The sequence below is a fragment of the Pacificibacter sp. genome, assembly GCF_039769035.1.
GTDB lineage: Bacteria > Pseudomonadota > Alphaproteobacteria > Rhodobacterales > Rhodobacteraceae > Celeribacter.
In genome coordinates, this window is record NZ_JBDMZG010000055.1 from 1 (window position 1) to 26,089 (window position 26,089).

At 54.9% G+C, this 26,089-nt stretch carries 21 protein-coding genes and 1 riboswitch; of the genes, 11 read left to right on the top strand and 10 right to left on the bottom strand.

Features of this window, described 5'->3' with window-relative positions:
• Together ABF287_RS05065 and ABF287_RS05070 are read left to right on the top strand one after the other, a co-directional pair.
• A partial coding sequence (locus ABF287_RS05065; protein WP_347183928.1) for a BamA/TamA family outer membrane protein occupies nucleotides 1-384 on the top strand: 384 nt, incomplete at its 5' end.
• The gene (locus tag ABF287_RS05070) at nucleotides 381-3,704 is read left to right on the top strand and encodes a translocation/assembly module TamB domain-containing protein (RefSeq protein WP_347183929.1); all 3,324 of its coding nucleotides are present in this window, start codon (nucleotides 381-383) and stop codon (nucleotides 3,702-3,704) included. The genes ABF287_RS05065 and ABF287_RS05070, both read left to right, overlap by 4 nt.
• On the opposite strand, the gene ABF287_RS05075 is transcribed toward ABF287_RS05070, so the two are convergent.
• The 5 genes from ABF287_RS05075 to gltX all read right to left on the bottom strand — a co-directional run bounded on the left by ABF287_RS05075 (nucleotide 3,701) and on the right by gltX (nucleotide 10,410).
• On the bottom strand, nucleotides 3,701-4,147 hold the full coding sequence (locus tag ABF287_RS05075; protein ID WP_347183930.1) for a thioredoxin domain-containing protein: 447 nt from the start codon (nucleotides 4,145-4,147) through the stop codon (nucleotides 3,701-3,703). The genes ABF287_RS05070 and ABF287_RS05075 overlap by 4 nt on opposite strands.
• Nucleotides 4,148-4,240: 93 nt before the next feature.
• The gene (gene gcvP, locus ABF287_RS05080; RefSeq protein ID WP_347183931.1) at nucleotides 4,241-7,087 is read right to left on the bottom strand and encodes an aminomethyl-transferring glycine dehydrogenase; all 2,847 of its coding nucleotides are present in this window, start codon (nucleotides 7,085-7,087) and stop codon (nucleotides 4,241-4,243) included.
• Nucleotides 7,088-7,185: 98 nt separating this feature from the next.
• Nucleotides 7,186-7,545, bottom strand: coding sequence for a glycine cleavage system protein GcvH (gene gcvH, locus ABF287_RS05085; RefSeq protein WP_347183932.1), 360 nt, complete (start codon nucleotides 7,543-7,545; stop codon nucleotides 7,186-7,188).
• Nucleotides 7,546-7,578: 33 nt separating this feature from the next.
• Nucleotides 7,579-8,706, bottom strand: a complete 1,128-nt coding sequence (gene gcvT, locus ABF287_RS05090; protein WP_347183933.1) for a glycine cleavage system aminomethyltransferase GcvT — start codon at nucleotides 8,704-8,706, stop codon at nucleotides 7,579-7,581.
• Nucleotides 8,707-8,861: 155 nt separating this feature from the next.
• Nucleotides 8,862-8,958: riboswitch (glycine riboswitch) on the bottom strand.
• Nucleotides 8,959-9,087: 129 nt separating this feature from the next.
• Nucleotides 9,088-10,410 (bottom strand): glutamate--tRNA ligase, encoded by a 1,323-nt coding sequence (gltX, locus tag ABF287_RS05095; RefSeq protein WP_347183934.1) that lies wholly within the window; start codon nucleotides 10,408-10,410, stop codon nucleotides 9,088-9,090.
• A gap of 85 nt (nucleotides 10,411-10,495) precedes the next feature.
• Between gltX and ABF287_RS05100 the strand changes: the two genes are divergently transcribed.
• Nucleotides 10,496-10,909 carry a metallopeptidase family protein gene (locus tag ABF287_RS05100; protein ID WP_347183935.1) on the top strand — a complete coding sequence of 138 codons (414 nt, stop codon included), beginning with the start codon at nucleotides 10,496-10,498 and terminating at the stop codon, nucleotides 10,907-10,909.
• On the opposite strand, the gene ABF287_RS05105 is transcribed toward ABF287_RS05100, so the two are convergent.
• The 4 genes from ABF287_RS05105 to ABF287_RS05120 form a co-directional block, all read right to left on the bottom strand.
• The gene (locus ABF287_RS05105; protein ID WP_347183936.1) at nucleotides 10,906-12,147 is read right to left on the bottom strand and encodes an Hsp70 family protein; all 1,242 of its coding nucleotides are present in this window, start codon (nucleotides 12,145-12,147) and stop codon (nucleotides 10,906-10,908) included. The genes ABF287_RS05100 and ABF287_RS05105 overlap by 4 nt on opposite strands.
• A gap of 122 nt (nucleotides 12,148-12,269) precedes the next feature.
• A complete protein-coding gene (locus tag ABF287_RS05110) occupies nucleotides 12,270-12,605 on the bottom strand; it encodes a cupin domain-containing protein (protein WP_347183937.1) in 336 nt (111 codons plus the stop codon).
• A 111-nt stretch (nucleotides 12,606-12,716) separates the two neighbouring features.
• Nucleotides 12,717-13,145: a DUF1801 domain-containing protein gene (locus ABF287_RS05115; RefSeq protein ID WP_347183938.1), complete on the bottom strand. Its 429-nt coding sequence runs from the start codon at nucleotides 13,143-13,145 to the stop codon at nucleotides 12,717-12,719.
• Nucleotides 13,146-13,196: 51 nt separating this feature from the next.
• Complete coding sequence (locus tag ABF287_RS05120) at nucleotides 13,197-14,855, bottom strand: NAD+ synthase (protein WP_347183939.1); 1,659 nt, start codon at nucleotides 14,853-14,855, stop codon at nucleotides 13,197-13,199.
• Between the two features lie 165 nt (nucleotides 14,856-15,020).
• Between ABF287_RS05120 and ABF287_RS05125 the strand changes: the two genes are divergently transcribed.
• The gene (locus ABF287_RS05125; protein WP_347183997.1) at nucleotides 15,021-16,466 is read left to right on the top strand and encodes a 2-isopropylmalate synthase; all 1,446 of its coding nucleotides are present in this window, start codon (nucleotides 15,021-15,023) and stop codon (nucleotides 16,464-16,466) included.
• 118 nt (nucleotides 16,467-16,584) lie between these two features.
• Here the strand turns inward: ABF287_RS05125 and ABF287_RS05130 are convergent, their stop codons facing one another.
• A complete protein-coding gene (locus tag ABF287_RS05130; protein ID WP_347183940.1) occupies nucleotides 16,585-17,247 on the bottom strand; it encodes an SDR family NAD(P)-dependent oxidoreductase in 663 nt (220 codons plus the stop codon).
• A 262-nt stretch (nucleotides 17,248-17,509) separates the two neighbouring features.
• On the opposite strand from ABF287_RS05130, the gene ABF287_RS05135 reads away from it, so the two are divergent.
• The 7 genes from ABF287_RS05135 to rodA all read left to right on the top strand — a co-directional run bounded on the left by ABF287_RS05135 (nucleotide 17,510) and on the right by rodA (nucleotide 26,086).
• Complete coding sequence (locus tag ABF287_RS05135) at nucleotides 17,510-19,087, top strand: 2-isopropylmalate synthase (RefSeq protein ID WP_347183941.1); 1,578 nt, start codon at nucleotides 17,510-17,512, stop codon at nucleotides 19,085-19,087.
• A gap of 166 nt (nucleotides 19,088-19,253) precedes the next feature.
• A complete protein-coding gene (locus tag ABF287_RS05140; protein ID WP_347183942.1) occupies nucleotides 19,254-20,231 on the top strand; it encodes a zinc-binding dehydrogenase in 978 nt (325 codons plus the stop codon).
• A gap of 220 nt (nucleotides 20,232-20,451) precedes the next feature.
• A complete protein-coding gene (locus ABF287_RS05145; RefSeq protein WP_347183943.1) occupies nucleotides 20,452-21,489 on the top strand; it encodes a rod shape-determining protein in 1,038 nt (345 codons plus the stop codon).
• 62 nt (nucleotides 21,490-21,551) lie between these two features.
• A complete protein-coding gene (mreC, locus tag ABF287_RS05150) occupies nucleotides 21,552-22,487 on the top strand; it encodes a rod shape-determining protein MreC (RefSeq protein WP_347183944.1) in 936 nt (311 codons plus the stop codon).
• Nucleotides 22,480-23,019, top strand: a complete 540-nt coding sequence (locus ABF287_RS05155; protein WP_347183945.1) for a rod shape-determining protein MreD — start codon at nucleotides 22,480-22,482, stop codon at nucleotides 23,017-23,019. Before mreC ends, ABF287_RS05155 begins: the two co-directional genes overlap by 8 nt.
• Entirely contained in the window at nucleotides 23,016-24,941 is a 1,926-nt protein-coding gene (gene mrdA / locus ABF287_RS05160) for a penicillin-binding protein 2 (protein ID WP_347183946.1), read from the top strand. Before ABF287_RS05155 ends, mrdA begins: the two co-directional genes overlap by 4 nt.
• Nucleotides 24,938-26,086 (top strand): rod shape-determining protein RodA, encoded by a 1,149-nt coding sequence (rodA, locus tag ABF287_RS05165; RefSeq protein WP_347183947.1) that lies wholly within the window; start codon nucleotides 24,938-24,940, stop codon nucleotides 26,084-26,086. Before mrdA ends, rodA begins: the two co-directional genes overlap by 4 nt.
• Nucleotides 26,087-26,089: the final 3 nt, after the last annotated feature.

Here is a 26,089-nt window from a genome sequence, read left to right on the forward strand (position 1 = left end):
ATTCTCGCGAGCGCGATTGACGAAACCCCAGCAGATTTGCTGTTTTATTCCGGTGGCGGCGGAACTGTTCGCGGGCAACCTTATCAATCTTTGAATGTTGATCTGGGTGGCGGCGTGCGCGCTGGCGGCACGAGCTTTCTAGGGTTTTCAACCGAACTGCGTGCGCGTGTCAGCAAAAAGATCATGGCGGTAGGATTTGCAGACATTGGCGCCGTTGGAGAAAATGAACTGCCTGATAACACGATGGCATGGCATTCTGGTGCTGGCCTTGGATTGCGGTACGAAACTGGGTTTGGGCCCATTCGTCTTGACGTCGCGACGCCCACCTCTGGCACCACTGGCGACGGGGTGCAAATTTACGTCGGGATTGGACAAGCGTTTTGAGAAAACGGTTTGGCATAATCGTAGCAGCTTGTTTACCAGTTGTTGCATGGGCGCAAACGCAAGACACGCAAGCCGAAAGTGCGCGTGACCGTTCGCTGATCGTCGCGTTCCTTGAAGACAACCTGTCCAGCACAGGGCGCGACATTCGCATCGAAGGGTTCAAAGGCCTTTTGTCGTCCAAGGCAACTTTGGACAGCCTGACGATTTCGGACGACGCGGGCGTTTGGTTCTCGCTGAAAGATGCGGAACTTGACTGGAAACGCACGGCATTGTTTTCAGGTCAGCTTGAAATCAATAGCCTTTCAGCAGCCTCAATCGAGGTGCTGCGACGCCCCACTTTGGGCCAATCCAACGTCACGCCCGAGGCAACGGTTTTTGCCCTGCCAGATCTACCTGTTGGCATTGAAATTGGGGATATATCCGCACGCTCCGTCACACTTGGCAGAGATTTCCTCGGCGTAGACGAAGACGTAGAACTCACATTCGAGGGCCGCGCGGATTTAGCAGAAGGCAGTGGATCGGCAACGCTCGACATCCAGCGCCTGACTGGCCCATCGGGGTCATTCCAGTTTTTCTCGTCCTATAGCAACGCAAGTACTCAGCTTGCATTGGATCTGTCCTTAACCGAAGGCAAAGGCGGCTTCATATCGACCTTGGTTGGGCTTCCCGGCTCGCCAGATTTGTCCTTGACCGCCAAGGGTGAAGGGCCGCTCGACACCTTCCGCGCCGACATCGCTTTGACAACCGAAGGGCAACCGCGTTTGACAGGCCAGCTAGGGTTGTCGTTGGTTGAAGAGCCAAGTCAGGCAGAAAGCAATGCCCCCGACAGCGCCTCTGCGCCATCTGAGCAGCCCAAAGCGCGTGCGTTTTTCGCCGACCTTAACGGGGACGTTACCCCCCTGTTCGATCCGTCTTATGCCAAGTTTTTTGGTCCATCCTCAGCCTTGCGAGCCGAAGGGGTTTCCCACCCAGACGGGCGGCTTTCGCTTGATGCATTTTCATTGAAAACGGACGCGATGTCACTGCGCGGATCGGTTGCTATCGACGCAAATGCCTTGCCGACCGCTTTCGACGTTTCAGGCCTTATTTCCAACGCGTCCGGAACCCCATTGTTACTGCCTCTCGCAGGCGAAAAAAGGTTTATCACCCGCGCAGCCGTGACAGCTAAGTACAATGCCAACACAGGCGAAACATGGACGGCCGCGATTAACGTCGATGACTACCGGCAAAACGACATTGCCCTAGACAGCGTTGCTTTGACGGGCACAGGAACGATTTCGCGACGACGCGATGCATCAGGATTGGCGATGTTGCGGTCCGTGAATGCAGGGGTGAGTATAGCTGCCAACGGCATACAACTGGCAGATAGCGCGCTCAACACAGCCATTGGGTCCGACGTAACGGCGCAAACACAAGTGTTGTGGCGCGACGGCGCCCCCCTGACAATTCGAGGTTTTGAGCTCGATACCGAAGGGACACAAGTAACAGCCACAGGCACCGTGTCAGGCCTGAACAGCGGGTTTGCTTTCAAAGGCAAAGCCTCTGTGAAAACACCGCAACTGTCAAGGTTTGCCCCACTGACGGGCCTTGCAATGAACGGTGCTATGCAAGGCACAGCCACCGGCACCTTCACGCCTTTGGGTGGCAGCTTTGACGCCGAACTACGGGGAACGACGCAATCCGCAAGTATTGGCATCCCCAAAGTAGACGCGCTGTTGGCCGGACAAAGTCAATTTGACATATCTGCTGTCCGCGACGAAACGGGGCTGACCCTAAACCAATTCGATCTGCGCACCTCAGCAATCCAAGCCCAAGGATCTGGGCGCCTGACAAGCGCGGCTTCAAATCTGACGTTCACCGCCAGCTTGGACGACATTGGTCGCCTAGACGCGGGCATTCAGGGCCCTTTGTCCACCGAGGCGCAAGTCAAAAGAACCACGGCGGATGAACCTTGGCAGGCCTCCGCAACGATGACCGGCCCAGGCGGTTCCAATGCGCAGGTTTCTGGATCAATCGCCAACACGTTCAAACGCGCGAACCTGTCGCTCAGTGGCAGCGCACCACTTGGGCTTGTCAACGCGCTTACGACAAGTGCACTGCTGCAAGGCACCGCTGACTTTGATCTGCAATTGGATGGGCCGTTGGCGCTGTCGTCATTGAAGGGCACGCTGTCCACCCGCGAAAACGCGCGTGCGGTGGTTTCTGCAACCGGCCTGTCGCTCAAGCTCGATCAGTTCCGTGTCAATTTGGCGGATGCAAACGCTGCAATTGAAGCCAATGCGACGGCTGACACGGGTGGTCGCTTTACAGCGACAGGGCGTGTTGGTTTAACGCAAGGCTTTCAATCGAACATTGATATTGCACTGGAAAACGTTGTGTTCACGGGCCCAGATCTGTTCACCACAACTGTGGGCGGCAGCCTTGGCATCACGGGGCCGCTGTTGGGCACGCCGCGCGTGAGCGGTGCGCTTTTGCTTGGCCGTACGGACATTCGCGTTGCACCTGCCGCACTTGGTGCGGGCGGCGGCATCTTGGATGTGACACATCAGTCTGAACCCTCACTGGTGCGCCAAACCCGAGCCCGCGCGGGGCTTTTGGCCGAAGCAGGCAAACAGACAAGCCAACGGGACATCGCATTGGATGTCTCTGTTTCGGCCCCAAACCAAGTCTTTATCCGCGGACGCGGCCTTGATGCTGAGCTTGGGGGAACCGTGCGTCTGACGGGCACAACGCAAGACATCGTGCCTGTTGGGCAGTTTTCCTTGATACGTGGCCGGCTGAGCATTCTTGGCAAACGTATTGAGCTGCAACAGGGCCGACTTGTGTTGCAGGGCGACTTTGACCCCAATTTTTCCCTTGTGGCGGTCACAAGTACAGATGATCTGGACATAAGCATGACGACCTCCGGACGCATCAGCGCGCCGAAGTTCGCCCTGTCCTCATCACCGGATTTGCCCCAAGAAGAAATCCTTGCGCAGTTTCTATTTGGGCGTGCCCTATCGGATATCTCAGCCTTTCAGGCGGCACAGCTTGTCGCGGCGATTGCGACATTGACGGGCAACGGCGATGGCGTCGTTGGATCAATCCGCGATGGCATTGGCGTCGACGATTTGGATCTCACCACATCCGAACAAGGTGAGGCCGCCCTGCGCATCGGCAAATATTTGTCCGATAAGGTTTACACAGATGTCACCATCGACAGTGCAGGCAAGTCGATCATCAACCTCAATTTGGACGCGTCAGATACCGTCACGTTCAAAGGGTCGATGTCCCCAGATGGCGACACCAGCCTTGGCGTGTTCTTTGAGAAAGACTATTAGGCCAGCTTTTTCACGTTCTTCTGAACAAAAGCGACGATGTCACGTGCTGGACGGGCCCCCGCCAATCGTGCAACTTCTTTGCCATTTTGATACAATATGAGCGCGGGAATGCCGCGAATATTGTTCTTTTGTGACACAATTGGAAAGTCTTGCGTGTTGATTTTCGCAAAGCGTACGCGCCCTTTGAGCGCAATTGCTGCCTTCGCAAAATCAGGGGCCATCTGCCGGCAAGGGCCACACCAAGGCGCCCAGTAGTCGACCAAAAGCGGCATATCATCCAACTTGGACGCTTTGGCCAAAGAAGTTGGGTTCAGCTCAGCAACCTTGTCCGTCACCAGAACGCCACCACAGGTGCCGCACTTTGGGCCAGCAGACAGTTTTTCAGCAGGCACCCGATTGCCTTGACCGCATTTCAAGCAAGCCATTTTCACTGGGTAGGTCATGGGGCGATCCTTATTCAAATTCATCATATAGAATATATCAGAACATAGGCTGAAATATTCAAGGCCCCGATCCGAAGATCAGGGCCTTTCATTTTATTCCGCAGCTTCGACGTAGTTTTCAAGCGGCGGGCAGGAACAGATCAAATTGCGATCACCATGCACGTTGTCAACGCGACCGACCGGCGGCCAGTATTTGTCGACACGGAAGGACCCTGGAGGGAAACAGCCCTGCTCGCGGCTGTATGGGCGATCCCAATCCGCAACCAGATCGTTCACCGTGTGCGGTGCGTGTTTCAGTGGGTTGTTGTCCACCGGCAAAGCACCACTTTCGATTTGCGCGATCTCGGAACGGATCGACAGCATAGCTTCGACAAAACGGTCCAACTCGGCCTTGGTTTCAGACTCGGTTGGTTCGATCATCAAGGTGCCAGCCACAGGCCAAGACATCGTTGGCGCGTGGAAACCTGAATCCATCAAACGTTTGGCAATATCGTCCACGGTCACATGCACGCTCTCATCAAAAGCGCGCGGATCGATGATGCACTCATGCGCCACGCGACCGTCTTTGCCGCGGTACAAAACAGGGAACGCCGCATCAAGCCGTGACGCCAAATAGTTAGCATTCAAGATCGCAACTTTGGTCGCTTGGGTCAGGCCTTCGCCGCCCATGAGCATGCAGTAAGCCCAAGAGATCGGCAAAATGGAGGCAGAACCATAAGGCGCCGCAGACACAGGGCCGGTTTCGCCACCGGTTTCGGGATGCCCAGGCAAGAACCGCTCAAGGTGTTTCTTGACGCCAATTGGCCCCATACCAGGACCACCACCACCGTGGGGAATGCAAAAGGTTTTGTGCAGGTTCAAGTGGCTCACGTCGGATCCGATTTCACCCGGCTTGGCAATGCCCACCATTGCGTTCAAGTTGGCGCCATCAAGATAGACCTGACCGCCAAACTCATGGGTGATATCGCAAACTTCTTTGACAGTTTCTTCGAACACGCCGTGTGTAGACGGATAGGTGATCATACATGCTGCCAGTTTGCTGCCAGCCTGTTCAGCTTTCGCGCGGAAATCGTCGATATCGATATCGCCATTGTCCGCCGTTTTGACCACAACAACCTGCATCCCACACATTTGCGCAGACGCTGGGTTGGTGCCATGCGCAGACATTGGGATCAAACACACGTTCCGTGCGCCCTGCCCGTTGGCACGGTGATAGGCTTGGATCGTCAGCAGACCTGCGTATTCGCCTTGCGCGCCAGAGTTTGGCTGCATGGACATGGCGTCATAGCCAGTGATTTCGCACAGTTTCGCGGATAGATCGTCGATCATTTCCTTATAGCCAGAGGATTGATCCACTGGCGCAAACGGGTGGATCGTGTTGAATTCAGGCCATGTGACAGGCATCATTTCTACGGCGGCGTTCAGCTTCATCGTGCAAGACCCAAGCGGGATCATCGCGCGGTCCAGCGCAAGATCGCGGTCTGCCAAACGGCGCATGTAGCGCATCATTTCGCCTTCGGCGCGGTTCATGCCAAAGATCGGGTGGGTCAAGTATTCGCTCTCGCGCACAAGGGCCTCATTAAAGCCCAAAGCAGTCGCATCCGTTGCAGATACGGCGTCATGCCCAAAAGCGCGCCAAACTTTTTCGATGATCTCAGCATCGACCATTTCGTCGACAGAAATCCCGATTTTGTCTTTCCCAACGGCGCGCAGGTTGATGCCTTCGGACGCCGCAGAGCGCAAGATCACGCCTTGCATCGCGCCAACATCGACAGTGAACGTGTCGTAGAAGTTTGCAGGCGCAATGTTAAAGCCAGACGCCCTGAGTCCTTCGGCCAAACGCACGGTGTTGAAGTGGATCATTTCGCCAATCGCACGCAGGCCTTGAGGGCCGTGGAACACCGCATAGAAAGATGCCATGACGGCCAACAACGCTTGCGCAGTACAAACATTCGACGTGGCTTTTTCGCGGCGGATGTGTTGCTCGCGGGTTTGCAGCGACAAACGATACGCGCGCTCGCCACGGGAATCGATTGATACACCCACAATGCGACCAGGCATGGAGCGCTTGATTTTGTCCGCACAGGACATGAACGCAGCATGTGGGCCACCAAAGCCCATCGGCACGCCAAAGCGCTGGGCAGAGCCAACCGCGATATCTGCGCCCATGGCACCCGGATCTTTGAGCATCGTCAACGCCATCAAATCGGTCGCCATGATCGCGATGCCTTTGTTGGCATGCAACGCGTCGATTTCAGCAGTGAAATCACGCACATCGCCGTAGGTGCCTGGGTATTGGAAAATCGCACCAAACACCGTCGTGGCGTCCAGATCATCAACTGAGCCGATGATCAATTCGATCCCCAAAGGTGTCGCGCGCGTTTTCATCACCTCAATGTTTTGCGGGTGACAATTTTCGTCGATAAAAAAGCCTTTGACCTTCGCGCGAGACACGCGTTCCGCCATGGTCATCGCTTCGGCACAGGCTGTCGCCTCATCCAGCAAAGACGCATTGGCCACGGGCAGACCCGTCATGTCGGACACCATTGTTTGGAAGTTCAACAAGGCTTCCAAACGCCCCTGAGCGATCTCAGGTTGGTAGGGTGTGTAAGCAGTGTACCAAGCGGGATTTTCCAAGATATTGCGCTGGATCGCAGGAGGCGTGGCCGTGCCGTAGTACCCTTGCCCGATCAAAGACGTCATGATCTTGTTTTTGCCTGCAACTTTACGCATGGCACCCAGAACTTGGTGTTCTGTCATTGGCCCCCAAGACAGTGGCTCAAGTTGGCGAATGGCCATAGGCACAGTTTGGTCGATCAACGCATTCAAGGACGGCGCGCCGATTACATCAAGCATGTCTTCCATTTCTTGGGGAGACGGGCCGATATGGCGGCGATTGGCGAAATCATAGGCGTTGTATGTTGAGGGAGTATAGGCCACAGGGCGTTCCTTCGTGTCGGGCAGGCATTAGGGCAAATGACCAGCATTAAGCAGGCGAGAAGTGAGGCCAAAACGCACGCGCCTTGGCCTCGTGCAGTTTAGCCTACAAAGGCTTTGTATTCGGCTTCGGACATGAAATCGTCGAGCACAGACAGGTCTTCAATCTTCATTTTGAAGAACCAAGCATCGCCGATTGCGTCTTCGTTCACCTTGGCTGGTTCATCAACAAGTGGACCGTTCACTTCGACAATTTCGCCGTCAAGCGGAGCCAGAATATCAGAGGCCGCTTTGACACTTTCGATCACACAGATCTCTTCGTCTTTGGTCACCATTGTGCCTTCTTCTGGCAGTTCAATAAACACGACATCGCCAAGCTGTGTTGCGGCGTGTTCAGTGATGCCAACGACGACCAAATCGTCTTCAACGCGGAGCCATTCGTGTTCTTCAGTGAATTTCATAAGTCTGTTCCTCAGCTGTGTAATCTGTGTGTTTTAGCGTTTGTAAGTCGATGGACGGAACGGCATTGGCGCCACGGTCACTGGCAAGCGTTTGCCGCGCAACTCTGCGAAAATTTCGGTGCCGTCAGTCGAATAGTCGGATGGAACATAGCCCATTGCAATAGGCGCGCCCACGGTTGGACCAAATCCACCCGATGTGATGGCGCCGATTTGATCCGTGCTGTCAGAGGTCGCAAACAGTGGCGTGCCTTCGCGCATTGGGGCACGGCCTTGCGGCAACAAGCCCACGCGCAGTTTGTCCGCGCCGTTCTCAAGCTCTGCCAAGATGCGCTCAGCGCCAGGAAAACCACCAGCGCGCGCGCCGCCAGTGCGACGAATGCCTTGAATGGCCCAAGCGATATTGCCCTCTACAGGAGATGTTTCTGCGTTGATGTCATGACCGTAAAGGCAAAGCCCAGCCTCAAGGCGCAGGCTGTCACGCGCGCCAAGGCCGATCAAGGCGACTTCATCCATAGCCACCAGTTGAGCCGCGACATCAGCCGCGATCTCTGCAGGGATGGAAATTTCAAATCCGTCTTCGCCAGTATAACCTGAACGCGAAATCCACCATTCCACGCCGTCCACATTCACACGGTGACTGTCCATGAATCGCATGTCGGTCACATGTGGCACGATCCGTGCAAGTGCTGTTTCGGCTTCAGGACCTTGGAGCGCCAACAGGGCACGATCGGTGATTTCTCTCACCGTTACATGATCCGGCAAGGTCGCTTTCATATGTGCGATGTCTTGGGCTTTGCACGCGGCATTCACCACCAAAAACAAGTGATCGCCAGTGTTGGCAATCATCAAATCGTCCAAAATGCCACCAGCATCATTGGTGAAAATACCGTAGCGCTGACGCTCAGCTTTCAAACCAGCAACGGACACAGGCACGATGGTTTCAAGCGCCAACATTGCCGCCTCAAGACCCTCGGATGACGTCAAAGCAACTTGGCCCATGTGTGACACATCAAAAAGCCCAGCTGCGGTGCGGGTGTGTTGGTGCTCCTTCATCACGCCAAGCGGGTATTGCACTGGCATTTCATAACCAGCGAAGGGCACCATTTTTCCGCCATTTGCCACGTGAAAATCGTACAATGCTGTGCGCGATAGATCCGTCATTTTGCTCTCTCCAAGCGCTCACATGCGCTGATATCAAAACCGGAAAAACGCCGGCACCACGACAAAGCGACCCTTTGTCTGATGCCCCCTCTGTCCTTGCGCCTGAGATCGTTATCCCTTCGGCGGACGCATACGCGCCTCTCTCCAGAGTGTTGTGATCTTCGAAGGTCCATTTGCCTGAGAGTTTACCGGGGCGGTTGCTCCTTCGGCACGTGCTTACATTGCTGTGTCACGTTCTCCCAACGAAGATGTTGAACAAGCTTTATGCGACTGAAATGATTCCGGCAAGAGGGGCAATGTCGCTGCCTGCCATCCAGCCAAAAGAAACCCCGCCAAAGCGCAATACTTGGCGGGGTTTCAATCAACTTATGGGCGTCGCGCCTACAAAGCAGGCGCTTTTTGCAAAAGCGGCATTACGTTGGACATATCAGGTCCGCGTTCAAGCCCTGTAACGGCTTTGCGCAGCGGCATGAACAGACCTTTGCCTTTGCGGCCCGTGGCCTCTTTCACGGCTGTCGTCCACTCTTTCCACGTCGCATCCGTGTAGGGTGCGGCGGGCAGCATGGCGAAGGCCTCAGCCACGAATTCTTTGTCTTCATCGGCAACAAGCGGCGTCGCGCCATCGCGGAACAAGTCCCACCAACCCGCCATATCGGCTTTGACGGTGATGTTTTCGCGCACAACGTTCCAGAACAGTTCCGCTTTGTCGGCAGGCACGCCAAGCGCCGCAATATCATCAGCAACATCAGCAAATGGACGCGCCAAGTTGACTTGTGCCGTCAGCGGGAACAGGTCTTGTACGTCGAATTTCGTTGGCGCAGAGCCGAATGTGGAAATGTCAAAGCCCTCAACCAGTTCAGCCATCTCTGAGCGCACTTCAACAGGCTGCGAAGAGCCCGTACGCGCCATCAAAGACATCAACGCCATAGGCTCGATCCCTTGCGCACGCAGATCGCGCAAAGACAAGGTGCCAAGACGTTTGGAAAGCGCTTCGCCTTGTGGACCAGTCAGCAAAGAGTGGTGCGCGAACTCAGGCACAGTGCCGCCCAGCGCCTTGATGATTTGAATCTGAGTCGCAGTGTTTGTCACGTGGTCAGACCCGCGCACAACGTATGTCACGCCGTAGTCGATGTCGTCACAAACAGAAGCAGGCGTGTACAAAAACTGCCCATCGGCCTTAACCAAAACCGGATCAGAGACAGAGCCACAATCGATGGAAATGTCGCCCAAGATGCCGTCAGTCCATTCAACACGCTCAAGATCAAGCTTAAAGCGCCAGTGACCATCGCCGCGCTCAGCGCGCAACGCGTCTTTTTCCGCATCCGTCAGCTTCAAACCCGCACGATCATACACAGGCGGCTTGCCCATGTTGAGTTGCTTTTTGCGTTTAAGATCAAGCTCAACAGGTGTCTCAAAGCATTCGTACAAACGCCCAGCGGCTTTCAACTCTTCCATCGCAGCGGTGTAGCGGTCTAGGCGATCAGACTGGCGTTCGGTACGATCCCAAGAGATCCCAAGCCATGTCAGATCTTCTTTCAACGCATCAATGTATTCTTGTTTCGAGCGCACAGGATCCGTGTCGTCGATACGCAAAATGAACTGACCACCAGCTTTACGTGTGATCAAGTAATTGAAAAGCGCCGTGCGAAGGTTGCCGACGTGGATATAGCCTGTAGGGCTGGGTGCAAAACGTGTGACGTTCATGGTGATCTCCTGTTGCGCTTGCTCTTTCATATTGCGCGCAAAGAGTCCATATCTGAGCCCAGAACCTGTCTCATTGGAGCCCAAAATGTCAGACACCTTGCTGAATGCAACCGCCCCCGATCTGGATTTGATCGAACAGATTGCCCGCGCCACGATTTCTGACCTGCCTGCAGCGCATAAAGTGTTGGCTGCCTCCGTTGGGGTCACTGTGATGGATTTCGTGCCTGAAGACCTGATGGCAGAGATCGGCCTTGAGGATCCTTTTGCCCTAACGGGGCTCTACACAGGCATTCCGATGCCCGAAAAAGCCACTATGGATCAAGCGACGGCCCCCGACACGATTTGGTTGTTTCGCCGTCCGATTTTAGACGAATGGTGTCTACGTGGGGATGTAACGCTCCAGCAAATGGTCGCCCATGTCACCGTGCACGAATTGGCCCATCACTTTGGCTGGTCAGACGCAGACATCGCCAAGATCGACAAATGGTGGGACTACTAAGCGTATTGCTTTTGCCCTGCGGCAATCGCCAACCCATCAACCACCGCAGTGAAGGCTTCAGACTGAATGGCGCGCGCGTTGGGCAACACGGTTTTCACCGCGTTTGGCACGATCGACATCAAGCTGGTGCCGCCCACATAGACAACCGCGCCGATCGCATCGGGGGCAATCCCCGCCATCGTCAAGGTTTCGCGCACAGCCTCTGACAGATCAGCTTTATAACGCGCGAGCGATAGGTCCATCGCGTCTTGATCCAGCGCAGCAGTCAGGCCCTTTTCGACCAACCCCAGCTCAATAACGCCCTGCCCGCCCATATTGGCCGCGATTTTGCCGGCTTCCACGGCAAAGGCCACATCATGGCCAAGCTCGGCCTCGATCACTTCAAACAGACGGTCGATTTTGTCAGGCTCCACAGCGTGTCGTTGCAGGTCTTTGACCAAACGCAACGTGTCTTTGGTGTACAAAAACGGAATGGTTTGCCAAGTGGCCAAGTCATTGAACAGCGTTGCCGGCACCGGCAAAAGCCCCTCGGCCAAGGCACGTCGCACTTCAGTGCCCGCGCCAAACAACGGCATCACGTGATCTAGTGACAGCGCGCGATCCAAATGCGTGCCGCCCAAACGCACGCCGTAAGATGCCAGAATGTCCGCTTTGCCAGCGTCCTTGCGAAACACCGTGAAGTCAGACGTACCACCGCCGATATCCACCACCATGCCGATCTCACCAGCGGCCAAATCTTGCGCAGCCAGTGCCGCAGCTTCGGGTTCTGGCAGAAAATCGATGTGTTTGAATCCAGCGCGCGTGTAAGCCTCGGTCAAGTCAATCAACGCTTGATCGTTGGCCGCATCATTGCTGGAATGAAACCGCACAGGACGCCCAGACACAACGCCTGAAATTGGTTGACGAATTTGATCTTCGGTGCGCGTGCGCAGCTCGGACAAAAATTTCGCAATCACATCCAAAAGACTTTGACGTTTTGGACCGATAAGGCGCTCTTCGCGCAGCAAAGGCGTGCCCAAAACCGATTTCAGCGCCCGCATGTAGCGACCTTCATCACCCGCGATCAAAGCTTTGTTGGCCGCCGATCCCAAGTGCATTTTGCCGCGCGCATCAAAGAAGACGGCTGTCGGCAAAGTTTTGGATCCCGCCTCGACTTCGACCAACCATGGCTGACCGTTCACATTCAGCCCCACAGCAGAGTTGGAGGTTCCGAAATCAATACCAACAGTCAAGTCCATGGGACGCTCCTAAGACAGAAAGGCGCTGTCGTAACTAAGACGTTCCACGGGCGCAAGACCCGTCTTGCATGGTGTTCAATTTTGGGCGCGCAGGCCCGCATATTTTGGCTTCAGCGCCAAGACTAGTCTTTGATTTTATACCTGTCCGGTTCTTCAAAAACATCAATGGCGCGCGTGCCGGCTTTGATCGTGGCACCGTGCTCAACGCCTGCAGAGATCGAATAGCTGTCACCGGCGCGATAGATTTTGGTGTCGCCACCGATGGTCAGTATAATCTCGCCTTCAACCACGGTCCCCCATTGTGCGCCATGTGAATGTTTGGGCAGTTCCATATCCTTCAAAAAGGTAAAGAACACCACCAAACCGGCATCGGATCGCACGACGGCTGTGGTCAAAACGTCTTCGGAAAACGGAACATCAATACTTGGAAACGCAGTGATAAAGTCAGGAAACGGCATGTCAGATCTCACTTTCTCAAAAAGTACAGTACGCACAAAGAGGCTGTCAGCTTGGCAGACGAGATGTGTCTTGGCAAATTCACCCGCAAAGCGCCGCGTGGTGCGCTGCGCCTAGCTTGAACGCACAGGCCATTTTTCGGTCAAATCATCAAGACCTGCGCGGATCAACTCTTCAAGCACCGCCATGTCGATATCGGCCAATTTATTGACGTAAAGACAGGATTTTCCGATTTTGTGTTTGCCGAGCCTTCCAAGAATATCGCTGAAATCTGCGTAGCCAGGCATGATGTAAATCGACAAGTTGGTTTTGCGAGGCGAAAACCCCGTGGCCAAATAAGACCCTGTGCGACCACTGTCATAGGAATAATCATAAGCCCCATAGCCAATGATGGTCGGCCCCCACATTTTGGGCGCAAATCCTGTGATTTTTTGGAACAATGCGTCTAGCGCCTGCGCGTCAGACTTACGGGTCGGGTGCTCCACCGCATCAATATAATCTGCTGGATCGACCACGGTCACTTGCGTTTTGTTTTCAGCCACGCAGCACCTCCTGAACAAAGCGTACCAAATCTGACGTGTGCCGCAAGTCTCCTACCCCTGATCGCGCCAGCGGTTGGCAATCGGATATCTGCGGTCCAGCCAGAACGCGCGCGGCGTCAGGCGGGTGCCTGGCGCAGATTGGAAGCGTTTGTATTCTGAGATGTAGAGCAAGTGTTCGACGCGCTTTACAGTCGCATGCTCAAACCCAGCATCGACCAATTCGGCCACGCTTTGCTCATGATCCACAAGCCCCTCAAGAATAGCATCCAAGATCTCATAGGGTGGCAAGCTGTCGTCGTCGCGTTGGTCGGGCCGCAGCTCGGCTGACGGAGGCTTATCGATGATCGACACTGGGATCACTTCGCCTGCGGGGGCAGCCATCCACGGGCGGTGGTTGGCATTGCGCCAGCGGCATTGTTCAAACACGCGGGTTTTGTACATGTCTTTGATGGGGTTATAGCCACCGTTCATGTCGCCATAGATGGTACAATAGCCCACTGCCACTTCGGATTTATTGCCCGTCGTCAAAAGCATTTCGCCAAACTTGTTAGACAGCGCCATCAACAACAACCCACGCAAACGCGATTGCACGTTTTCTTCGGTGGTGTCCTCATCGTAGCCTTCAAACAACGGCGCGAGCGTATCAGTGATTGCATCACGCCCTGCTTTGATCGGCACGAAATCATAATGACAGCCCAAACGATTGGCGATGTCTTTGGCATCATCAAGCGAACCTTGTGACGTGTACTCAGACGGCAACATCACACAGCGCACGTTTTCGGGGCCAAGCGCATCGGCAGCGATCGTGGCGACAATCGCGGAATCAATGCCGCCAGACAGGCCCAAAAGCACCTTTTTGAAGCCCGTTTTGCCCATGTAATCGCGCAAGGCTTCCACAGTTGTGCGGTAATCTTGTTCCCACTCGTCTGGATGCGGAGTGATCTCGCCTTCCTCGGCGGTCCAGCCTTCATCGGTTTTGACAAAATCGACGTGGCGCAAGTGCTCATCAAATACAGGCAATTGATGCGCGATTTTGCCGTGACGGTTGAGGACGAAAGACCCACCGTCAAACACCTGATCATCTTGGCCACCGACCATGTTCAGATAGACCAGCGGCAGATCAGTTTCTGTCACCCGCGCGACCATATGCGCCAAACGGCGATTGAATTTATTGCGGTAGTACGGCGACCCATTGGGCACCAAAAGGATCTCTGCGCCTGTTTCGCTCAAGGCTTCGGGCACATCTGCGTGCCATGCATCTTCGCAAATGGGCGTGCCGATGCGGATCGGACCGACACGATACGGCCCATGCACGTCGCCACTTTCGAACAAGCGCACTTCGTCAAATACGGTCTCATTGGGACGGTGATGCTTCAGAACAGTCGTCTGGACTTTGCCATCGGCCAGAATCCAATAGCCGTTGTAAAGCTTGTCACCATAGGCATATGGTCCGCCAATCCCAAGCGCAGGACCGTTTTGCGTGAGAGGCGCCAAGGCCTCAATCGCGCGCATGGCATGGCTGCTAAAGGCGGGTTTCATGATCAAGTCTTGCGTCTGATAGCCGGTGACAAACATCTCAGGAAACGCAATCATATCCGCGCCGGCAGCTTTGGCCTCGGCATAGGCCGAACGCGCGGCCTCGGCATTGGCGTCAATCGCGCCAACTGTCGGGTTCAGTTGTGCCAGTGTCAGGCGGAATTTATCGGTCATATCGACGGCCTCTTAAAACTTGCGTCTGGTTTAGCAGAATGAGCGGCAAGGGAAAGCCGATCACGCCAAAAACATTTGCTCACCGGCACGAGACTGCCTAGGTTGGGCACAACATTGGGCCGCGCATGGCCACAGATCGTAATGGAAAGACCAAAAGTGACCAAAATACGACTTAGACTCGCCTTGTTGAGCCTCACGGCAGTCCTCGCGGCCCCGACCACACTTTTGGCGCAAGATGGCAAAGTGCAAACCCGCCAATATGACGAGGGTGGCATCTACGAAGGCACGTTCAAAGACGGCCAACAAGATGGCACCGGCAGCTACCGCTTGCCGAACGGTTTTGAATACACTGGCGATTGGGTCATGGGTGAAATCAAAGGCCAAGGCGTGGCGCGCTATCCCGATGGATCCGTCTATGAGGGCGGCTTTGAAAAAGGCAAGCAACACGGCTTTGGCAAAATCACCTACGCCGATGGCGGCACCTACGAAGGCGACTGGGAAAACGGTGTGATCACCGGCTCGGGCGCGGCCCGTTATGCCAGCGGCATCACATATGAAGGCAGCTTTTTGTCCAACAACCACCACGGCCAAGGGCGCATGGAAAGCCCCACGGGTTATGTCTACGAAGGATCGTGGGTGAACGGTGTCAAAGAGGGCCAAGGCACGATCACCTATCCTGAGGGCGCGAAATATGTCGGTCAACTGGCGGGCGACGCGCGCGATGGTCAAGGCGTGCTCACATTGGCAGACGGCCTGACGCTTGATTGCCAATGGGTCGCGGGGCAGTGCAACGGCGAAGGCACGATTTCTCAGCCCAATGGCGACGTCTATGAGGGCACACTTGTCGAAGGAAAACGCCAAGGCCAAGGCCAAGTCACCTATGCAAATGGCGATGTCTACGTTGGTGACTTTGACGACGACAAACGCGACGGCACAGGCACGTTCTCAGGCACAGACGGTTATGTTTACACTGGCGCATGGGCTCAAGGGCGCATTGAAGGCACGGGCCAAGTCACCTACCCCGATGGATCAATTTTTGTCGGCGATTTCTTGGACGATCTGGCGCATGGCAATGGTAAGATCACCTACCCTGGCGGCACAACCTATGACGGCGCATGGCAATATGGCGTGATCGAAGGCATGGGACGCGCCGAATACGCCAATGGGCTGATCTATGAAGGCATGTTTAAGAACGCGCAGAACCACGGCAAAGGCAAAATGACTTACACCGATGGGTTTGTGTACGATGGCGATTGGGTCAACGGCGAACGTATCGGAAAAGGCAAAGCCACCTACGCGGACGGCACGACATATGACGGTGATTTCAAGGCCGGCAAACGCGACGGCATGGGCACATTGGTCATGCCATCAGGGTACACCTATGTGGGCGCATGGTCTGAGGGCGAAATCAATGGCAAGGGCAAGGCAACCTATGCCAATGGTGACATCTACGACGGCTTATTCGTGGCAGGCAAACGCCAAGGCCGCGGCACAATCACCTATGCATCTGGCGAAGTCGCCTCTGGCGATTGGGATGATGGCGCGCTGGTTTCAACGGCTGAACCAGAGGCCACTCCTGCGTCAGAAACGACACCTCCCGCGAGCGAATAAGGCCGGATCAACCGTGCTCGTTTTTTCACGCTGCCCTTGTGTCTAATGATGTCCAAGGCCAGTTTTTTTTCGGCGCCAGAACTCAACGGGCCAAAGCTCAACAGGCCTTTCAGCAAGATCACCAAGGCACAACCGAGCCCGTCCAATCGTAAAACTGGCCAGTGTTCTGCAGCCCGAGCGCGCCGATTAGCTTTAACAAGTTCTGCGCGGCTTCATCAGCAGGCACCGTCCGATGGCTGCCTTGATAGTCTGAGGTAAAAGCCGTTGCGACGGTCCCAGGATGATAGGCAATCAAGCAAGACTGCTTATGGGAACGCGCAAGCTCAATCGCGGCGGTATGCACCACTTGATTGGTCGCCGCCTTCGCTGCGCGGTAGCTGTACCAGCCGCCCATTTGATTATCCCCGATAGAGCCCACCCGCGCGGTGAGCACCGCCACTTTTGACGGCCTATCTTTGGGCAAAATCCGATGCAGTTGGCGCAAAATCATCGCGGGGCCGATGGTATTGACCGCAAACTGATCCGCCATGGCCTGTGCTGTCAGCGTTTTGAGCGACTTTTCAGGCGGTGCCCCTGCGCCATGCAACTGCCCTGTTGCAATGACCACCACATCAAACAGACCAGAGACGTTGGAAAAAGCTGGTTCGATACTGTCGGGCTTTCGCAAATCCATACCGTCTGTGCTACGCGAGAGGCCAATGACGTCGTGCCCAGCAAGACGCAAGGCAGCGAAAAGCGCGGCCCCGATGCCGCCTGTGTGTCCAATGATCAATACGCGCATGAGCCCTCCATTATAAAGCCTACGTATGAGCCTATTAAAAAGTTCACTTTTGGGGGTTTTCTTTATGCTTCTCGTGATTATAGTCGCCCGCATGACGAACCAGACTCATATTTCCATCCAGTCCCTGCGCAACAGCGCAGCGCTTCGTCGCGACCTACTCCTTCTTAGCTGCTTCTGAGCGTGCCTTTGGCGCGACCGCTCAGAAGTGTCCACCGCGCCAAGTCAAACACACCCCTAAGCTAAGAACATTGAGAGACCTCACATGACATCTGTATCCGACAAGAACCAAGTTCTGATTTTTGACACGACTTTGCGCGACGGCGAACAATCTCCCGGCGCCACGATGAGCCACAACGAGAAACTGGAAATCGCCAGCCTCTTGGATGAAATGGGCGTCGATATCATCGAGGCAGGTTTCCCGATTGCGTCGCAAGGTGACTTTGAGGCGGTGTCCGAGATCGCAAAGAACTCCAAAAATTCCGTGATCTGTGGTTTGGCCCGCGCCAGTTTCACCGATATTGACCGCTGTATGGAGGCTGTGAAACACGCCGCCCAGCCACGCATTCACACCTTTATCGGCACATCGCCTTTGCACCGCGACATCACAGCGCTGTCTATGGACGCGATGGCGGACAAAATTCACGACACAGTCACGCATGCGCGCAATCTGTGTGACAACGTGCAGTGGTCGCCAATGGATGCGATCCGCACGGAACACGATTACCTGTGTCGCACTGTTGAGATCGCGATCAAAGCGGGTGCCACCACGATCAACATTCCTGACACCGTCGGATACACTATTCCGCGCGAAAGCTCTGACATCATTAAAATGTTGCTCGAACGTGTGCCTGGCGCGGATGAAATCATTTTTGCCACGCACTGTCACAACGACTTGGGCATGGCGACGGCCAACTCTTTGGCCGCAGTAGAAGCTGGCGCGCGTCAGATCGAATGTACGATCAATGGCTTGGGCGAACGCGCGGGCAACACCGCGTTGGAAGAGGTGGTGATGGCGCTGAAAGTGCGCAACGACATCATGCCTTACAGCACGAAAATCGATACAACGAAAATCATGAACCTCTCACGCCGCGTGTCGCAGGTCTCTGGTTTCGTCGTGCAGCCAAACAAAGCCATCGTCGGCAAAAACGCCTTCGCGCATGAATCTGGCATCCACCAAGACGGCATGCTCAAAAACGCTGAAACCTTTGAAATCATGCGCCCTGCGGATGTGGGTTTGGCAGGTACGTCTTTGCCTTTGGGCAAGCACTCTGGCCGTGCGGCTTTGCGTGCGAAACTCGAAAAGCTGGGTTTTGAATTGGGCGACAACCAGTTGAAAGACGTCTTTGTGCGTTTCAAAGACTTGGCTGATCGCAAAAAAGAAGTGCTCGACGACGATGTGGTCGCCTTGATGCAAGACAGCGGCGCAGAAGAGCAAAACGACTTCATCACAGTGAAAAGCCTGCGGGTTGTCTGTGGTTCTGCTTCGCCGCAAACCGCTGAGATCGTTTTGACCATCGACGGCGTTGAAAAGACCTGCACCAGTGAAGGCGACGGCCCTGTTGATGCGACGTTCAAAGCCATCAAACAGCTGTTCCCAACAGAGGCCCGTTTGCAACTGTATCAAGTGAGCGCGGTCACTGAGGGCACGGACGCGCAAGCGACAGTTTCAGTGCGTTTGGAAGAAAACGGACGCATCGCGACGGGTCAAAGTGCAGACACTGACACGGTGTTTGCATCCGCCAAAGCCTATGTAAATGCGGTCAATCGCTTGATCGTGCGTCGCGAAAAATCTGCGCCTGGCGCGGATACCAAAGAGATCAAATACACCGACGCAGGCTAAACTGTATTCGGATTTTGGATATCTAAGGGCGTGCTTCACAGCGCGCCCTTTTTACATGGAAATTATGCCCTGCATTTGGCCAAGCGACGCGACGTAAGTGGGATCTACCGGGTTGAATACCCAATTAAAATGCGCACATGCACAACAGAGTATAAAAGGATCTCCCATGAAAACCGCAGCCCATAAAACCTTTGGTGACCCAGCCGCCGTTCTGCAAGCCACTGACATGCCCCTCCCTGCACCGAATGCAGGCGAGGTGCGCATCAAGACAATTCTGTCACCCATCCACAATCACGACCTTTGGACGGTGCGCGGGCAATATGGCTACAAACCTGAACTGCCTGCGATTGGTGGCTCTGAGGCGGTCGGCGTGATCGAGGCAATTGGCGCAGGCGTGCCCGAGGCCATGATCGGGCAGCGCGTTGCGGCTGCAGGCATCAACGAGACTTGGGCGGAATGCTTTATCGCACCAGCGGCGGGCGTTGTGCCGCTTCCCGATGTGATCCCAGATGAAGCAGCTGCGCAGTTGATCGCCATGCCATTTTCCGCCATTTCCCTGCTTGATTTCATCACTGTCTCTGAGGGCGATTGGGTCGTGCAAACAGCTGCAAACGGCGCTGTTGGCAAGATCTTTGCAGCGCTTGCAGCGGCGAAAGGCATCAACACAGTTAACCTTGTGCGCCGCGCAGACGCTGTGGCCGAGCTTGAAGCAATCGGCATGAAGAATGTCATTTCAACCGATCAAGATGGCTGGAAAGAGCAAGCTTCTGCACTAATCGGTGACGCTGGCGCGAAGGCTGCAGTGGACTCAGTTGGTGGTGCATTGGCCGAAGACTTGGTCGACCTGTTGGGCTGGCAAGGGGAGCTGATTACATTCGGCACAGCGACCGGCGCGCCCCTGACTTTGAACTCTGGTGCGCTCATCTTTAAGCACATCACCGTCAAAGGGTTTTGGGGTGCGAAGGTGACTGAAATGATGGATCCACAAAAACGTGTAGGCCTTATTACTGAACTGGTTACTTTGGCCGCACAGAACAAATTGGAACTTTCGTCCGGTGGCATCTTTGCGTTCGACGACATTGCACAGGCCGTGGAGGCTGCACAAACTACGGGCCGCAAAGGTAAAATCCTCCTACGTCCTTAAACTTTGATCGCAGCGGGCGCATGACACCATGTACCCGCTTGCACAAATCGAACATTTTCGTCGAAATGCAAAACATCAAATTTTGCACAGATCGCAGGCAAGGTAGCAAGAGTTTGCCGCAAGCGTGCCTCCCCCCCTTTCCCACAAGCGCATGGGCGCATATAAGGCCTTTTACAGGAGAGATTCTCCGTTTTCGGATATGGCGAGGAAAGACAACACTATGGCTGGCATCAGAGGACTTTTCTCTTCGGATATGGCAATTGACCTTGGGACGGCGAACACGCTGGTCTACGTCAAGGGCAAGGGTATCATCCTGAATGAACCGTCAGTTGTGGCCTACCACGTCAAAGATGGCCGCAAGCAAGTTTTGGCTGTCGGCGAAGATGCGAAGCACATGCTTGGCAAGACACCTGGTTCAATCGAGGCGATCCGCCCGATGCGTGACGGTGTGATTGCTGACTTCGACACGGCTGAAGAAATGATCAAACATTTCATTCGCAAAGTTCACCGCCGCACGTTGTTCCCAAAACCCAAAATCATCGTCTGTGTGCCTCATGGTGCGACACCCGTTGAAAAACGTGCGATCCGCAACTCGGTTCTCTCGGCTGGCGCAGGTCGCGCCGGTTTGATCGCAGAGCCTATTGCGGCCGCTATTGGGGCAGGCATGCCAATCACTGATCCAACAGGCAACATGGTTGTCGATATCGGTGGTGGTACAACTGAGGTGGCGGTTTTGTCCCTTGGTGACATCGTTTACGCGCGTTCTGTGCGCGTTGGTGGTGACCGCATGGATGACGCCATTATCGCCTATTTGCGCCGTCAGCAGAACTTGTTGATCGGTGAAGGTACATCTGAGCGTATCAAAACAACCATTGGTACGGCGCGGATGCCGGACGATGGACGTGGTGCTGCGATGACCATTCGCGGACGCGATCTTTTGAATGGTGTTCCAAAAGAGATCGAAATTTCCCAAGCTCAAGTGGCAGAAGCCTTGTCAGAGCCTGTGCAGCAAATTTGCGAAGCCGTTATGACTGCTTTGGAGACCACGCCCCCTGATTTGGCGGCAGACATCGTAGACCGCGGTGTTATGCTGACAGGTGGTGGCGCTTTGCTTGGCGACTTGGACTTGGCACTGCGCGAGCAAACTGGCCTTGCGATCTCAGTTGCCGACGAGCCGCTGAACTGTGTGGCCTTGGGCACTGGCAAAGCTTTGGAGTATGAAAAACAACTCCGTCATGTGATTGACTACGACAGCTGATCTCAGGGCAAGCGGGCACCGCTGCCCTTTTGTCTGCGATCCCTTAGGTATTCGGAGAAACCGTGGCCAAAGACACCGGCACATCTGAAGGCTATACGCGTCCGCTCCGCAGGCTTTTGTCTGCGATGCTTATCCTTGTTTTGTTCGGCATCTTTATTCTGTGGCGCATAGACAGCCCGCGCGTCGAACGCATTCGTGCGCAGTTGGTCGATCAGGTCGTGCCCTCTTTTGAATGGGCCTTGGTGCCGGTGACAAAAGCGGCCGACATGATTGAGAACTTTCAAAGCTACACGCGTATTTACGAGCAAAACCAAGAGCTTCGCCGCGAATTGCGCCAGATGCAGGCTTGGAAAGAGGCCGCGCTGCAGCTGGAACAAAAGAACGCGACACTGCTTGATCTCAACAACGTGCGGCTGGACCCAAAGTATACATTCATCACTGGCGTAGTCTTGGCCGACAGTGGATCACCGTTTCGCCAATCTGTGCTTTTAAACATCGGCGCGCGTGATGGGTTGATGGATGGCTGGGCCACGATGGACGGGATCGGGCTTGTCGGGCGCATTTCTGGCCTTGGTGAAAACACCGCGCGTGTGATGTTGTTGACCGATAGCAGTTCGCGGTTGCCTGTCACGATTCAGCCCTCTGGTCAGCGCGCCATTTTGTCAGGGGACAACACCGCGCGCCCGCCGCTGGATTTCATCGAAAGCCCTGAATTGATCCGCCCCGGTGACCGCGTTGTGTCCTCCGGCGATGGTGGTGTCTTTCCGCACGGGTTGGTGATTGGGCAAGTGGCGCTTGGCGCAGATCGTCGGTTGCGCGTTGTTTTGGCTGCGGACTATGAACGGCTGGATTACCTGCGTGTGTTGCGATCTTTGTCGAGTGAACAGATTGTGGATCCTGGATCTCTAATCGTGCCCCCAGAACCGATTTTGATACCAGAAGAGCCGGTGTCTGAAGTGGAAAATGACACTGCGGGCGTGGAGAGCGACAATGGTTGAACCGTGGGTGGTCAGGCAATGGACGTATCGCGCCGGTTTTACGGTGATTTGTTTGATCGCGCTTTTCATTAGCCTGCTCCCGCTTGAGGTTGGTACAGGGCGCTGGCCTGGACCTGATTTCATGTTGGCGTTCGCGTTCGCTTGGGTGCTGCGCCGCCCTGCCTATGTGCCGATCTATTTGGTGGCCATCATGCTACTGATTTCCGACTTTGTCTTTATGCGCCCGCCCGGATTGTGGGCGGGTTTAGGTGTGATCGCGCTTGAATTTTTGCGCGGACGCGAAGGGATGTCCCGCGATATGCCTTTCTTGGTTGAATGGGCCTCGATTGCTGGCGTGATGTTTGGCCTCGCAGTTGTATATCGCGTGTGTTTGGCCATTTTCATGGTGGATCAGACCTCTTTCGGTTTGGTAATTTTGCAGCAAATTTCAACACTTATCGCATATCCCTTTGTTGTATTGCTTTCAGTTATGGCGATGGGCGTCACCAAGATATCGGCTGCTGAAGCCGACATGATTGGACGGTCAAGATGAGGCGATCCCCCGCAGATACCGCCAAAAGCGCCAAGAAAATCACGCGCCGCGCGCTGTTTTTGGGCGGGTCTCAATTGGCGTTCATGGGTATTTTGGGCCTGCGCATGCGCTATATGCAGGTGGATCAGGCCGAACAGTTTCGCATGTTGGCAGATGAGAACCGCCTAAAAGTGCGATTGCTGCCCCCTGCTCGTGGGTTGCTTTACGACAGAACCGGCACGCTTTTGGCCGAAAATGAACAGACGTTTCGCATTGTTATTCGCAAAGAAGACTCGAGCGAACTTGATCTTGTGTTGCGAAATTTGGAACGTCTCATTGGCCTATCGCCAGACGAACAAGAGCGCGTGCGCAAAAAACTAAACAGCCGCGAAACCGGTCCATCTGTGCCAGTGACCATTGCAGATCGAATGACTTGGGAAGCCTTTTCAACAGTGGCCACCAATGGTCCCGCCTTGCCGGGTGTCTCGCCCGAAGTCGGATTGACGCGCCTCTATCCGTTTGCCGAAGATTTCGCACACACTGTGGGCTATGTGCGCCCTGTGACGAAAGACAAGCTTGATCAGATGGACGTCGTCGATCCGATCTACCGCATTCCAGATTTTCAAATTGGGCTGACGGGTGTCGAGACCAAGTTGGAAGATCAACTGAAGGGGCAAGCTGGCACGCTGCGCATTGAGCAAAACGTACGCGGTCGCACCATTCGCGAGCTTGACCGCCAAGAAGGTATATCTGGCTCCAATATTCAGCTGACCTTTGACCACAAACTGCAAAACTTTGTCCAAGCGCGTTTGGCGGGCGAAAGTGCATCGGCTGTTATTATGGACGTGGAAACAGGTGATGTCTTAGCGGCAGGGTCTACGCCAGCATTTGATCCAAACCTGTTTGTGCGTGGTATTTCATCCAAAGATTACAGATCCTTATTGGAAAACATCTATCGCCCGCTTCCATCGAAGTCAGTGCAAGGGGCTTACCCGCCAGGATCGACGTTTAAAATGGTGACCGCCTTGGCCGCCTTGGAAGAAGGTGTGGTGACACCGGATGAAACGGTGCGCTGCACTGGTTACGTCGAAGTGGGCGGGCGCAGATTCCACTGTTGGAAACGGGCCGGTCACGGCAACGTCAACCTCACGAACTCGCTGCGCCACTCGTGCGATCTTTATTATTACGAGATGGCCCAGCGCACAGGGATCGAAAAGATCGCCGCCATGGGCCGCAGGTTGGGATTGGGCGACAGTTTCGACTTGCCCCTGCCCGGCATGTCATCTGGCTTGATGCCCGACAAACAATGGAAACGCACAAAGCGCGGCGCGGAGTGGGTGATCGGGGACAGCTTGAACGCCGCCATCGGACAGGGCTTTGTATTGACGACCCCGATGCAACTCGCCGTGATGACATCGCGACTTGCGACGGGGCGCGAAATTGTCCCACGTTTGGTCAAGTCTATCGACGGTGTTGAACAACCGATTGAGCGCGGCGGCTCGCTTGAAATCAATGAAAACATGCTGCGGTCCGTGCGCAGAGGCATGTACGAAGTGTCCAACCATGCGCGCGGTACAGCCTATGGGTCGCGGATTGTGGCCGAGGGCAAACGCATGGCGGGCAAGACAGGCACCAGCCAAACCCGCAACGTCGTTGTGAACAACAAAGACGTGCCGTGGGAAGAACGAGATCATGCGCTCTTCGTCGCCTATGCGCCATATGACGCCCCCAAATATGCGGTCTCTGTTGTGATCGAACATGGCGGCGGCGGCTCTACGGCAGCGGCGCCTGTGGCACGCGACTTGATGCTGTATGCGCTGCACGGCGCTGTGCCGCCTTTGGCCTCTTATCCTGAATCGCAGCGCAGCAGCATCAAAAGCCGTCTTGATGCACTGCCGCTGCGCTCGAACGGCGCTGCGTCTGACACACGGAGCAAAGCGTGAGTTATTTAGAGCAAAATCTTAAAACGGTGCCAACGGGCATATCCAAAATCCTATACGTCAATTGGGCCTTGGTTCTGTTGCTGACAGCTGTGGCGAGTGTCGGCTTTATCATGCTGTATTCCAATGCAGGCGGTTCTTTTTCCCCTTGGGCCGCACCACAGATGAAGCGCTTTGGCGTCGGACTGGTCTTGATGCTGATGATTGCCATGGTTCCGATCTGGTTTTGGCGCAATATGGCTGGGTTGGGATATGTGTTGTCCTTGGTGTTGCTGCTGATCGTTGAGTTTTTCGGCGAAGTTGGTATGGGGGCCCAGCGTTGGATTGACCTTGGGTTCATGCGCCTTCAGCCGTCTGAGTTGATGAAAATCACGCTTATTATGCTCTTGGCTGGCTATTATGACTGGCTGGATATCAAGAAAGTATCGCACCCGATTTGGGTGGCGATCCCCGTATTTTTGATCCTTTTGCCGACCGTATTGGTCTTGAAGCAACCTGACCTTGGGACATCCCTGTTGCTAGTGTTTGGTGGAGCGGTTGTGATGTTTTCTGCCGGCGTCAGCTGGTGGTATTTTGGCGCGGTTGCGGCCATGGCCGGTGGTTTGGTGACGTTTGTGTTTTCCTCACGCGGCACCCCGTGGCAAGCGTTAAAAGACTATCAATACCGCCGCATCGATACGTTTTTGGACCCGTCTTCTGATCCTTTGGGCGCAGGGTATCACATTACGCAGTCCAAAATCGCATTGGGATCAGGCGGCTGGACTGGACGTGGTTTTATGCAAGGCACGCAGTCGCGTTTGAACTTTTTGCCCGAGAAACACACCGACTTTATTTTCACCACACTGGCCGAAGAGTTTGGCTTTTTGGGCGGCATTTCGTTGCTGCTGTTATATGCGGGCGTCATCGTGTTTTGTCTGATTTCCGCGATGAACAATAGGGATCGCTTTGGCGCGCTTGTCACGATTGGTGTTGCGGCGACGTTCTTTTTGTTTTTCGCGGTGAACATGTCGATGGTCATGGGCCTCGCCCCTGTTGTTGGCGTGCCTTTGCCCATGGTGTCTTATGGTGGCTCTGCGATGTTGGTGTTGATGGTTGCCTTTGGTGTGGTGCAATCCGCCCATGTGCACCGCCCTCGCAGCAAGTCGTAACCT